The organism is Pseudomonas sp. AC463 (assembly GCF_979253585.1).
On record NZ_CEEDDZ010000004.1, the window covers coordinates 259,210 to 271,512 of the forward strand.

Genomic DNA, 12,303 nt, shown 5'->3' on the forward strand with positions numbered 1-12,303 from the left:
ATCGGGTGGAGATGAATTCATAAAGAAACCTTAAAGATCGAGAACCAGCCGCACGCTCCTGGCACGCGAGCAACACGGCGTGAACTGGTCGTTGCGGGCTCGCTCGGCATCGGTCAAGAACATGTCCCGATGCTCGGGCTCCCCCTCCAGCACGCGCGTAATGCAGGTGCCGCAGATGCCCTGCTCGCAGGACAACGGTATGTCTATACCGGCCTCCAACAGCACCTGCGCCACACTGCGATGGGCAGGCACCCGGAGACACCGCCCGGAACTCGCCAACTGCACCTCAAAACCGCCCGCCTCACTCGCCGGGACAGCTGCGCCGGTAAAGTACTCACGGTGCAATTGCGCCTCGGCCCAGCCAAGCGCACGCGCCGTACCGAGCACATGCTCCATGAAGCCGTTAGGGCCACAGACATACAGGTGACGGTCAGTGGCTGGTATGGACAGAACCCGCATGGCGTCGAGACGTTGAGCGTCCTCGCCGTCGTCCACATGAACGTGCACACGATCAGCAAACGTCGATTGGCGGATGTACTCGATAAACGCCATGCGCTCCGTTGAGCGGGCGCAGTAGTGAAGCTCGAAAGCAGCGTCGATCTGGGCCAGGCGTTCGGCCATGCAGAGGATCGGGGTGATACCGATACCGCCCGCAAACAACACGCTCCCACCCGCCGCTGGCTGCAACGGGAACAGGTTGCGCGGCTCGCTGATACGCAGCCGGCTGCCCTCCTGTACCTGCTCGTGCATGGCATTGGAACCACCACGGGAGGCGGGGTCGAGTAAGACACCCAACAGATAACGGTGGTTCTCTGCGGGGTGATTGCAGAGGGAGTATTGGCGCACCACGCCGTTGGGCAGGTGCACGTCGATATGCGAACCAGCACTGAAAGCAGGCAGAGGCTGACGGTCAATCGCAGCCAGTTCAAAGCTGAAAATGCCTTCGGCATCGCAACGCTTGCGGGTAACGACGACCTCGATCATCACTGGGTACCCGCTGACTGCTCGGCAGTGATCAATCGGTGCAGGACGCGCCGGCAGCGCACGGCACCCGCATCGACGGGAAGCAGCACCGGGTTAAGGCCTAGCAGATCAACCTCACCCATCTGACGCTGTTGGGCCTCAACCATGGGTTTGTCTTCACCGGAGAAAGTACCGATCAACATGTTCTGGACGAAGGCATTCAACGGCTCATTGTGCTGCTCGAAACTGCGTGTGTTGGCATAGAAATAATGGGTATTCGTCGCGTCTTGCGGCGTCATCAAAAGCAGGTTCCAGGTAACCGGCCCCTCCTCTCTCGGGCGCCCTGGCGCAGTCGCGCCGCTGCCCAGCAGCATCAGGCCAGGGGCATACCATATGACCTCGGCCCAGACGTCCGCTCGGGTCGGGTCTTCAAGTTGAGCACTAAAAGCCGGCGGAGGGACGTCACCAGGTGCCCACCAACTGATGCGCACGCGGTCGTTGGAAAGCTCCTCGATAGTGGAGCGCGAACCTGACAGCGCTCCGCCCCCCAGCGTATCCGGGTGCAGGAAGTCAACGTGACTCAGATCCATGATGTTGTCGGACAGCAGTTCGTAGTGAGCGCGAGTGGGCAAATACCCGTGCCCTTTGGCATGGGTTGGAGCCTGCTCAAAAAAAGAAAAATCAGGGATCAGCGCGTCGCTGGCTAGTGCCGGATCGCCAAGCCAGACCCAGATCGCCGCATGGCGCTCAATGACAGGGAACGAGCGAACACTGGCGGCCTTGGGGATGTTCCCTTCGCCATGGGGATCGTGCGTACATTGGCCGCTGCCATCGAAACGCAAACCGTGGTATGGGCATTGAACGCTGTCGCCAACGATCTTGCCCATGTGCAGTGGGGCAAAACGATGCGGGCAGCGATCAGCGAGAGCCTGCACGGTGCCCTGGCTATCACGAAAGAACACAAGGGGTTGCTCGACAATTGTTCTCCCAAGCAGCGCTCCTGGGGCGAGCTCATCTACCCATCCGCCGATGTACCAAGCGTTGAGCAAGTAAATCATGACTTTTCCCTCGTGTTCTTATTCTGATAAATGCGGTTTTAAACCTGAAGCTGGGTTCCGGTTAAACGGCAGGCAATGCAGCTCCACGGCCACGCAAGCGAATGCAAGCCAAAGCCACCAGTAACTGAAGGCCCGCAATAATCCCCAGCGCAGCAGGCAAAGCGCTGCTCACGCCACCGGTGATCGCCAGCACCACCAGCGGGCTGAAGAACTCACCGGCAAAGAACATCGATGTGAACCCGCCAGCCGCGCGGCCGCGCTGCTGGAAGTCGACCTGGGCCATGATCCAGGTGAGCAGGGTCGGCATCATCAGGCCGATACCCAGCCCGTTGATCAGCACAGCGATCACCACCAACCCATGACTGTCGGCCAGCGCCAGCAACCCGCCACCGACACCGGTCGCGACGAAGGCCAGGAGCATCTGACGGTACGCGGGTACGCCACTGAACAGGCGAAAACTCAGTGCGCCGACAAGTACGCCAAGCTGACTGGCGCCCATGGTCATGCCGATCTGCTGCGCCCCCTCGACATGTAGCAGGTTGAGCAGGTAACCGACTTGTACCGGCACGATAAAAAGGCTCAAGCCAGCCAGGAATGACAAGAAATACAACGGTGCCAAGGCGCGCCAGGGAAATGCCCGGCTTACTGCTGTTGTCGCAGTGACGACATGCGCACGCGGCTCCCACAGCAACCAGGCCATCAGCGGCAGAAACACCAGCCCCAGCCCATACAAGGCAAACGGGGTGCGCCAGCCGTGTTCACCGAGCACACCACCGACTGCAATGAAAATGGCCGCCGACAACGAGGTAGCAACCATTTGCAGGGCGAACATGCGTTCACGCCGCGCACCGTTGTAGTAATCACCCATCATTGTGGTGCAGCAGGTCATGATCGCCGCCTCGGCTACCCCGATGCCGGCGCGGCTGATCACGATGACCTGCAGCGACTCCAGCCACAGCGGCAGCACGCCACAGACGGCGTAGAGAAACATCGCACTGATCAACAGCGGCTTGCGCCCGAGCCGGTCGGCGATGATCCCGGCGAACGGGGCCAACAGGGCAATCATCAACGCCGGCAACGTCAGGGCGATGGGCACCATCACGGCCACACCCGGTGTGTCGGCGAAGTGTTCCTGCATACGCGGCAGGACAGGGGCCAGCAGCACTGCGCCAAGTACCGGCAGGCAACTGCCGAGCAACAGCAACAAGGATTGCGGCAGCCGCGCCTGGCGTTCAACGCTCATCACGCACCTCCAAAGGTTGGGTCGCGCAGAACGCTGTGCCGAAGGCGCTCAGGCCGGCTAGCAGGTCAAGCCATAAAGACTGCTGGAACGGGTACATACGAGGCATGGGAAAGTCCTTTCTTGTTGTTATGACGCGGCGGGGTGAGCAACTGCTGGTGTCGTTTGTTCGTGGACCGAAGTCCGGTGAAGTGAGTGCTTCACGCAGGCGCCCTCCTCGACTACGGCAGGCATCAGCGGCAGACTCGTCGGGTGGCTGGGTTTAACCTCGGCCTGCCCCGCGCTTACACGCCTGCTCGGCAACAGGAAGTGAGCCAGCGCTGGCAACAGAATCAGCGCACCCACCATGTTCCAGACGAACATGAAGGCCAGCAGCACGCCCATGTCAGCCTGGAACTTGATCGGCGAAAACATCCAGGTGGCCACGCCGATAGCCAGGGTTACACCTGTCAGCATCACCACCTTGCCGGTGGACAGCAGTGCCCGGTAATACGATTCCGACAGGCTTGTCCCCTGGCGCATATGACCGAGCAGGATGCTCATCACATACAGCGCATAGTCGACACCGATGCCAACACCGAGGGCGATCACCGGCAGGGTGGCGACCTTGACGCCAATGTTCAGCCAGACCATCAGCGCTTCACAGAGGATCGATGTGAGCATCAGCGGAATCACTGCACAAATCGTGGCGCGCCAGGACCGGAAGGTGATCAGGCATAGCAGGATCACGGCGCCGTAGACCCAGAACAGCATTTCGCGATTGGCCTGCTTGACGACAATGTTGGTCGCAGCCTCGATCCCGGCATTGCCGGCGGCAAGGAGGAACTGGACCTCGTCGCTATTGTTCGCTGCGGCGAACTGTTCGACGTGATCCACCAGGCGGGCCAGAGTTTGCGCCTTGTGGTCGGAGAGGTAGACGTAGAGTGTCAGCAGACTGCAGTCTTCGTTGTACAGACCGCGCGGCGCCCCGGCGGTGACCATGTTGAGCATCGCCTGGTTGTTCTGCAGCTCGTACCACTTCGGGCTGCCTTCGCTGAGGCCGACCAGCATGCGGCGGTTGAGCAGCGCCAGGGAATTGGTCGAATCAACACCCGGCAACGTGCGCAACTGCCAGTCGAGGGCATCGATCTTGTTCAGGATGTCATAGCGCGAGCAGGCGCTGGCGGGGGTCTTGATCATGACCGCGAACAGGTCGCTGCTGGCGCCGTAATGCCGGGTCAGAAACGCGTCATCCTGGTTGTAACGCGAGTCGGCCCGCAATTCGGGCGCGCCGGCATCCAGATCACCGACCTTCAATTGCAGGCTGACGATGAAGCCGAGCGTCGCCAGCGCCAGGCTCAGGGTGATGCACAACGCCGCCCAGCGCCGCTGGGTGAACAGGTCAAGGAAACGCCAGAACCCATGGCGATTCTGACCGGCCTGTTCAGCGTGCTCGCTTTTCAGGCTCAATCGCGCCGCACGGCTGCTGACCCCGACGTAGGACAGCAATATGGGTAGCAAGATCAAATTGGTGAAGATCAACACGGCCACGCCGATACTGGCGATCATCGCCAGGTCCTGGATCACCTGGATCTTGATGATCATCAGCACCGCGAAACCGACCGCATCACAAAGCAGCGCGGTGAGCCCGGCAAGGAACAGACGGCGGAAGGTGAAGCGTGCGGCGACCACCTGGTGCATGCCGCGCCCGATGTCCTGCATGATGCCGTTCATCTTTTGCGCCCCATGGCTCATGCCAATGGCAAACACCAGGAACGGCACCAGCACCGAATAGGGGTCCAGTTGATAATTCAGTAACGGCAGCAAGCCAAGCTGCCAGACCACCGCCACCAACGAGCAGAACACCACCAGCAAGGTGCTGCGAATGCAGCGGGTGTACCAATAAAGCACGACCGTGGTGATCAGGATCGCCACGGCGAAGAAGATCAGGATCTGCCGCAGGCCGGCAATCAGGTCACCGACTTTTTTGGCAAACCCGGTGATGCGAATGTCGATGCTGTCGCTCTGGTATTGGCTACGCAACGCCTCCAGCTGTTGCGACAGCTGGGTGTAGTCCAACGCACGGCCATCCGGGGTTCGCTGCAACAGCGGTACTTGAATGATGCTCGATGCCTGGTCGAACGCCACCAACTGGCCGAGTTCATTGGACAGCTGCACATTGCGCCGCAACGCCGCAAGGCTCGCGGCGCCGCCATCGTATTTATCCGGAATAACCGGCCCACCCTCCAGGCCCGCTTCGGTCACCGCCACCCAGCGCGTGGCCGGCGTCCAGAGCGACTTCATGTACGCGCGGTCGACACCGGGCAGCAGGTAGATCTTGTCGCTCAACGCCTGCAGGGTCTTGAGGTAGGCGCTGTCGTAGATATCGCCCTGTTTGTTGACCACGGCGATGCGCACCGCATTACCCAGCCCACTCAGCTCCTTCTGGTGCTCAAGGTAGTTGGCGATATAGGGCTGATGGGTGGGGATCATTTTTTCAAAACTGGCATTGAGCTCGACACGACTGGACTGCCAACCCAGCACCAAGGTGGTCGTCAGACACAACAGCAACACCCACAGGCGATGGTTGAACAGGGCTCGTTCGAGCAACGAGCCAGAACGCGGGTCAAAGTCTTCGAGCGCATTGGCTGGGGACTGGGGGAAATTACCAGGAGACGTCATAACCTCACTCCGAAGCGGCAGTGGCTGGCTGCGAAAGACGCTGCAGCCCGGTGAAACCAGCAACAATCAGGCTGCCATCGGCGGCCTCGATCACACTTGAAACAGACTTGCCCAAGGGTTTGCCCAGTGGCAGCAGCGACGCCCCGGTCTGCTCGCTGTTGCGAAACAGCGTGCCGCCCTGGTTGACCAGCAGCAGCTGGCCGTCCGCCAGGCGAATGGAATCGTTGAAGGAGATGGGTATGGGAACTGACAAGCGCTGGAAACTTGCGCCGGCATCGTGGGAGACAAAGACATTACCCTTCAGGCCGGCGACCACCAGTGCGCCATCGGCGCGGCTCTGCAGGGTGAAGAAACTGCCTTCGTAAGGGCTGTCCAACTGACTGAACGACACCGCGTCGTCGTCCGAGCGCGCCAGGTAACCCTGCTCGCCAGCCAGAAACCAATGTGTGCCCTGCCGACTGATGGCGTACAAGTGCAAGCCGTTCGGGTTGGCGATACGCCCTATGAGCGACTGCCAGGTGGCGCCACCATCGGTGGTCAGCAGCGCCAAACCGTAGGCCCCGACGATCAACCCGCGGCGTGCATCGACGAACTCCAGTGCCAGGAAAGGTTTGTCTGGACCATCGGCGACAAGACGCTCGGCATTTTGTATCCGTACCAGTGCAGCATCCGGGTCGGTAGCCGTGGCCTGATCCGCCTTGGCGGCGTCCAGTTCCAGCTTCGCCACGCGCACGCCGTCGAGCTGCAACGTCCAGTGCTCGCCACCATCCAGCGTCGCCAGCACCACGCCCGCGTGGCCGACCGCCCAGCCCTTTTGCGCATCAACGAAGCTTACCGCCGTCAGGCTGACCGAGACCGGCACCGTCGCCTGGCGCCAGGTTTGCCCATTGTCGTCGGAGAGCAGCACGAGGCCACGCTCGCCCACGGCCACCAGACGTGTGCCGGCACGCGCCAGGTCGATCAATACGCCGTTCTGCGCAGCCGGTACCCGCATAGCCGGGGTATTGAGCGGCACGCCCACCGCAGCCTGCCCCGCCAGGCACTGGCTCGCGACGAAGGGCAAATACAGGGCCAGGAGCAAAGCACCCGCCTGACTGATTCTGTTCATAAACCACCTCGGACAAACACTCGTACCCCAAGGACACGCCGACAGGCATGCCCTTCACGCTCAGTTCAGGTCTAACGCACGCCGCGTCCGGCCATCGCCGCAGGCGAGAACTCCGAGGCCTTGTAGCGATCAACCGCGCGATACTGTTCCGGCAATCCGGCGTAAACGTTCTGGATAAACCACGCCCCCGAAGTCAGGTCATAAAAACCGGAAGACAGTTGCACCAGGCCTGGCAGGTCGGGCAGTAAGGACGGCAGGGACCAGAGGGTCTTGGCCAGTTGACCGCTGGCATCCCAACGGTCACCGAGCAGGGCTTGCCAGGTGTCTTCGTCGAGGTAGTAGCGGCCTTTGGGCAATTGGTGACGCTTGCCGGCGGCCAACGTCGACTCGACGACCCAGACGCGGTGCAACTCCCAACGCACGTAGTCAGGATTCAGATGGTGCTTGGCGAACAGGTCTTGCGGCTGGGCGGCGGCCTGCACCTTGTTGGTGTTGTAGGGAACATACATTTCCTGCTTGCCCACCAGCTTCCAGTCGAACCGGTCCGTGCGCCCTCCCCACACGCTCAGTTCGTCGAACGACATGACGCCGGCGGTGGACGGCGTCGGTGTATCGCAGCAGGCGTTGGGTAGCGTGCGCACCCGGCGCTGGCCGCTCAGATAGACATGGGCCTGGGATTTGTCGCCGTTGATGTTCTCACGCCCCAGGATCTGTTCGCCGGCACGAATCGCCGGGCCGAGATTGACGAAGCGCACCAGCCAGTAGTCGCCCGAGTAGTTTTCAGGGCCACCTTCCTGGAAGTAGTAAGGCATTTCCTGGGTCAACAAACCGTCGCTGGTCATCACCTGGTTGCCGTCGGCCGTCATCAGATAGTGGCGAAAATGCCCCGCCACCGAGGTGCCACGCCAGTTCAGCAGGTGGTTCCAGATGGCTTCGGTACCGTTCTGTGGAATCGGAAACGGGATCCCGCCATAGGCGCCGTCGGGGATCAGGCCGGCGCTGCTGTTGACCAGTTTGGCGCGGGTCGCATTCTTGAAGGTGTTGTCATACACCCACTGCGGCGCGGCCGCCGTGCGCCGGGTCGGATAGACATCGATGCGATAGGTGTCCGGGAAGCGCTTGAACAGCTCCTTGGTGCCGTCGCTGAGCTTGTCGGCGTACTTGGCCACGTTTTGCGCAGTGATGCTGTACAAGGGTTTGTCCGCGGCAAACGGATCGCTGCGCTTGCCCCCCGGAACGTAGGCCGGATCGACCTTAGTGTAGCCACCGTCCCAGGCTGGAATGCTGCCATCGGCATTGCCTGCTTTCTCGGCACCAAAGTATGTCAGGGTCTTGCCCAGCGCAGCGGCTTGTTCGGCGCTGGCGGCCAGCGTCATCGGCGCGGCAACTGTCAGCAGGGTCAAGCACAAGGCCTTTAGAGTGAACTGAATGGTCATGCGCAAATCCTCTTAGAACGTGGTCTTGACGGAGAAGGCCAGGTAATCTCGGTCCTTCAACGACTGCTTGTAAGTGAACTGGCTGGCGGCGTTGAGGCTGGTGTCCTCGGGACCGTAGAAGTGGGTGTAGGTCAGCCCCACGGTCACTTGGTCCAGGTAGGTGGCGGAGACGCCGATGTTCATATCCCCTCCTCTATCCGGGCCGAACCCGCTGATCACCGCCGACTTGCCCATGGGGAAATAACTGATGCCCAGCGGCACGCTGATATCGATGCCGGGGAAGAGCTGGCGATAGGTGGGCGTGTACACCAGCTTCAAGCCCAGGCCGTCATCGGTGGCGTTGGGGTCGAGGGCTGTGCGGTTCCTGGTCACGGCCAGCAGGCGATTCCAGGCCACCTCCCCTGTCAGGCTGGCTTCATTGGCGACGAAGGAAGGACCCAGCGACGCCAGGACGTTGAGGTTGACATGGGCAGTCCGGCCAACCGCGTACAAGGCGTTATCGTTGTTGTCCGCCTCAACGCCCGGCAGGACGGTCTGGGCGTTGGACACCAGCGGCATGTTCCAGCGCATCGACGCCTCGCCGGCAAAGCTGTACTCGTCCACGGAGGTCGCGAAACTGGCGCCCAGAACACGGATATCTTCCGGGTAGACCCAGGAATACTCGCCGACTTGCCCGGTACTGAAGCTCGGCCCGGTGGCATTCGGTTTCAAATACAACGTGGGCGTTTTCTCGTGATACTGCAGCGCGTACAGGCCGTAATCCGTCGTCCCGGTGTTGTACTTAAGCTGCAGGCCGCCCTGGCCGGAGTTCCTGGCTTTCTTGTCCTTGCCATGGAAAAACGCGGCCGGGCTGTTGGCATTACCGCCAAGGGTATCCGGGAACGGCCCGCCGGTGATCAGCCGTTCATTGCCTTCACCGATGGTATCGCTGGTGGAGAAGTAGCTGCCGGCGCCAGGCAAGCGGGTGGCTTCCCACTCCAACTGGTAGAAGGCACCCAATGACACATCGTCGGTCAGTTGGTAGGCGGTCGAAAGCTGGTTGACCGGCCGGGTGATTTCCTTGAACTGGGTATTGGGCACCGATTGCGCCTTGACCACGTCCACCGGCGCCATGGCACCGGCAATGCCGTTGCCGCCGAAGAACAGACTCTCGCCCCAGATAAGGCCGTGGCGCCCCGCGCGAACTGATAAGGAGCGGTCGGCCAGCTCACCGTTCCAGTAGACGAAGGCATCCAAAAGTTCACCGTCACCACCGTGCAATTGACGAGTGTCGCTGGTGAATTCGTCGAAGCCCACCGAGCGTTGGTTGGCACTGGCCGCGTCGTGATTGTCGTTGCGTTCCTGGTAGACGGTGTCATACCAGGCGGCACCGCTCAGACGGGCACCGAAGTTGTGATAACCGATGTCCAGTTCGGAAAGGATATCCAGGCGATTGGAGATCAGCCCCTTTTTGAAGTTGTGATCGCCGTCATTCTGGTTCAGCGCCGTCTGCCCCTGGCTGAGCTTGCTGCTGGGGTCCTTCAGGCGCCAGGCCGCGCTGTACTTCAGCGTATTGTCCCAGCGCAAGCTGAGATCGGGGTTGCCGGTATCAATCTGAAATGCCTGGGCAGCCGAAGCGCCAAGCCCCAGGCTGGCCGCAAGGGTCAGGGTGAAGGGGACACGCCGCGACGCAGCGATCTTGCGAGTAGCCATCGAAGTAACCCTCTTTATTGTTGTTGTATGTCAGTTCTTCTGGTGAAACCGTGCCCGCAGTCGAGCCGGGCCAAGCCTGCACAGGCATGAAACATTCATGGGAAAGCGAATTCAGTCCTGCCGGCGCCTCAGGCCCAGACGAACTGAGGCACCCAGGGCAATGGTGGTTTTACTGAGGGCTTGATGCCGACGCTGGCTGGATATTCAGCGCCGTAGGCTGTCCACGGCGTCTTGAGCTCGACAGGATCGACTTCGATATCGTTGCGACGCAAAGCGATTGCGGCACATGGACCACCGATACCACTACCGACGATGAGCACTTTTTTCACTGTGTTCATGCTTGTCTCACTCTTATTCTTGTTATTCACGCTGGTGTTCTGCCGGAGTGATCTCAGGCTTCACTACTGGCTATTTCTGCACGCATTCGCTAGCGCGTTGTGTTCACTTTCTCGGCAAAGCAGGCGTTTGACTAATCGCATGTAGGGATACGATGTATCAGCAACCGCGATACATTAATCAGGGTGCGCACATCTCCAACTGATCCGCTTCAAGCACCAGCCAGTCGGCCTTGGCATGCCATTTCAAAGCACTCAGGCGCTGCCCCAGGCATGGCCCGTAGACGCACAGGCCACTGTCCGGAAGGAACCGGGCACCGTGGGCGTAACAGACGATGTGGCTGCCATCGGCGCTGAGAAAACGATCCTTGCGGTACTCCAGGCGCACCTCCAGGTGCGGGCAACTGTTGCGATAGACCCGCACCTCGCCGCCATGGCGCAGCGCAAACACGCTGTCCCTGCCTAAGCCCAGAGGGTCGAACCCGCGAGCCTGGCCTTCGACCAATTCATCCAGGCGACATAGCGCAACGACGTCGTCACTCATGGACTCAATCCGCATTCAGGCCTGCTTGGGCGGCGGACCGCTTGGGAACCATTTTTCCCGCGAAGTGAACAGGAACAACTGCGAGTTATCCGCCGACAACGGCGCCTGGCGCGCTTGCCAGGCGTCATCGTGCTTGTCCATGTCTGCGTCGTATTCGATGTGGCAACCCAACGGGCTGTTGAAGTACCAGAACCAGTTGGAGCCGAAGAGGTGACGGCCCGGCCCCCAGAAGCTGGTCCAGCCTTGCTGTTCGAAGCGGCGCCCGGCCAGCAGCACTTCCGTGCCGCTGCCCATGTGAAAGGTGAAGTGCTCGCACCCCTTCATGTGGGGTGGCGTCTGGATCATGAACAAGCAGTGGTGATCATCGGAACCGGCTGGGCGCATGAACGGGCCCGCGCCAACAAAGGTGTCGGTGGTCACGAAGCCCAGGCGCTTGTAAAAAGCTTCGGCCTTCAGCGCATCCGGCACGAAATACACCACATGGGAGAGGGTCCGTGGCAGCGCCTGCATATCCGCGCTGATGCCCGGTTGGTTGACCGGGCGCTGGGGCGCATGGCCCGGTGCGTTGGTCAGGTCGGCCGGCGCACTGTACGAGCGCCGCACACTGATCTGGAAACCAATGGCAAAACCCATATCGTCCACACTGTGCACGGAACCACTGGCACCGCGAGTCACCCGGCGATCGCGGCCTAACTCATCGGCGATGGCCTCAAGATCGGCCACGCTGGCTACGCCATAAATGGTTTCACGAATCGAGGGGGATGGCCCGATGGCCGCCGGCAGACTGGCATCGTCAGCACGACGAATGATCACGGCAGTGCCATCAAGGGCTTCAAAACGACCGCCCGCGCTGTCGACATCGACGGGTAGCAGGCCGTAGTCACGCAGGCAATGAGTGCAGGCTTGAATATCGTCGACACCAAAAATCAAGGCATCAAGGCCAATGATGTTCATTATTACCACTCCATTTAATTATTCAGCACACGCCAGACACCCGAGTAAGGGGGGAATGCCAAGGCAATGCGCTGCTGGTGCTGGTTTTGGAGTCGATAAAGCGTCAGGGCCAACCGACTGTGGGCCGATACTGAAGTGGCAAAAACTCACTGACTAATCGCTTGTCGGGATGTGACGTATCAGTAAATGCGATACCTGCTTGCACAGCGCCAAATGCCGTAAAAAACCCGTTGGTCATCGGTTGTTGCACCCACTCATGGGACTTGACGCCGCGATAGCAAGGCCGGAATGTATTTACACAATAAATACAAG

The 12,303-nt window shown here is 60.6% G+C and carries 9 protein-coding genes and 1 pseudogene; all 10 read right to left on the reverse strand.

Features of this window, described 5'->3' with window-relative positions; all coding sequences use genetic code 11:
• Positions 1 to 30 precede the first annotated feature (30 nt).
• A complete protein-coding gene (locus AC0IYH_RS06920) occupies positions 31 to 984 on the reverse strand; it encodes a PDR/VanB family oxidoreductase (protein WP_471833547.1) in 954 nt (317 codons plus the stop codon).
• Positions 984 to 2,021: a Rieske 2Fe-2S domain-containing protein gene (locus AC0IYH_RS06925; protein WP_471833549.1), complete on the reverse strand. Its 1,038-nt coding sequence runs from the start codon at positions 2,019 to 2,021 to the stop codon at positions 984 to 986. Before AC0IYH_RS06925 ends, AC0IYH_RS06920 begins: the two co-directional genes overlap by 1 nt.
• Before the next feature lie 61 nt (positions 2,022 to 2,082).
• Complete coding sequence (locus AC0IYH_RS06930) at positions 2,083 to 3,264, reverse strand: MFS transporter (protein ID WP_471833551.1); 1,182 nt, start codon at positions 3,262 to 3,264, stop codon at positions 2,083 to 2,085.
• Between the two features lie 126 nt (positions 3,265 to 3,390).
• Positions 3,391 to 5,922, reverse strand: coding sequence for an efflux RND transporter permease subunit (locus tag AC0IYH_RS06935; protein ID WP_471833553.1), 2,532 nt, complete (start codon positions 5,920 to 5,922; stop codon positions 3,391 to 3,393).
• 4 nt (positions 5,923 to 5,926) lie between these two features.
• Complete coding sequence (locus tag AC0IYH_RS06940; RefSeq protein ID WP_471833555.1) at positions 5,927 to 7,030, reverse strand: WD40/YVTN/BNR-like repeat-containing protein; 1,104 nt, start codon at positions 7,028 to 7,030, stop codon at positions 5,927 to 5,929.
• Between the two features lie 71 nt (positions 7,031 to 7,101).
• On the reverse strand, positions 7,102 to 8,466 hold the full coding sequence (locus AC0IYH_RS06945; RefSeq protein WP_471833557.1) for a DUF1329 domain-containing protein: 1,365 nt from the start codon (positions 8,464 to 8,466) through the stop codon (positions 7,102 to 7,104).
• A gap of 12 nt (positions 8,467 to 8,478) precedes the next feature.
• Positions 8,479 to 10,158: a DUF1302 domain-containing protein gene (locus AC0IYH_RS06950; RefSeq protein ID WP_471833558.1), complete on the reverse strand. Its 1,680-nt coding sequence runs from the start codon at positions 10,156 to 10,158 to the stop codon at positions 8,479 to 8,481.
• Between the two features lie 209 nt (positions 10,159 to 10,367).
• Positions 10,368 to 10,496: pseudogene (locus AC0IYH_RS06955) on the reverse strand (2-polyprenyl-6-methoxyphenol hydroxylase); the annotation flags it as partial.
• Positions 10,497 to 10,674: 178 nt separating this feature from the next.
• On the reverse strand, positions 10,675 to 11,037 hold the full coding sequence (locus AC0IYH_RS06960; protein WP_471833560.1) for a Rieske (2Fe-2S) protein: 363 nt from the start codon (positions 11,035 to 11,037) through the stop codon (positions 10,675 to 10,677).
• A gap of 15 nt (positions 11,038 to 11,052) precedes the next feature.
• The gene (locus tag AC0IYH_RS06965) at positions 11,053 to 11,991 is read right to left on the reverse strand and encodes a VOC family protein (RefSeq protein ID WP_471833562.1); all 939 of its coding nucleotides are present in this window, start codon (positions 11,989 to 11,991) and stop codon (positions 11,053 to 11,055) included.
• Positions 11,992 to 12,303 lie beyond the last annotated feature (312 nt).

Bases quoted from the DNA above. Each gene is read 5' to 3' on its own strand.
- AC0IYH_RS06920 (WP_471833547.1), bottom strand. From the start codon at position 984: ATGATCGAGGTCGTCGTTACCCGCAAGCGTTGCGATGCCGAAGGCATT.
- AC0IYH_RS06925 (WP_471833549.1), bottom strand. From the start codon at position 2,021: ATGATTTACTTGCTCAACGCTTGGTACATCGGCGGATGGGTAGATGAG.
- AC0IYH_RS06930 (WP_471833551.1), bottom strand. From the start codon at position 3,264: ATGAGCGTTGAACGCCAGGCGCGGCTGCCGCAATCCTTGTTGCTGTTG.
- AC0IYH_RS06935 (WP_471833553.1), bottom strand. From the start codon at position 5,922: ATGACGTCTCCTGGTAATTTCCCCCAGTCCCCAGCCAATGCGCTCGAA.
- AC0IYH_RS06940 (WP_471833555.1), bottom strand. From the start codon at position 7,030: ATGAACAGAATCAGTCAGGCGGGTGCTTTGCTCCTGGCCCTGTATTTG.
- AC0IYH_RS06945 (WP_471833557.1), bottom strand. From the start codon at position 8,466: ATGACCATTCAGTTCACTCTAAAGGCCTTGTGCTTGACCCTGCTGACA.
- AC0IYH_RS06950 (WP_471833558.1), bottom strand. From the start codon at position 10,158: ATGGCTACTCGCAAGATCGCTGCGTCGCGGCGTGTCCCCTTCACCCTG.
- AC0IYH_RS06960 (WP_471833560.1), bottom strand. From the start codon at position 11,037: ATGAGTGACGACGTCGTTGCGCTATGTCGCCTGGATGAATTGGTCGAA.
- AC0IYH_RS06965 (WP_471833562.1), bottom strand. From the start codon at position 11,991: ATGAACATCATTGGCCTTGATGCCTTGATTTTTGGTGTCGACGATATT.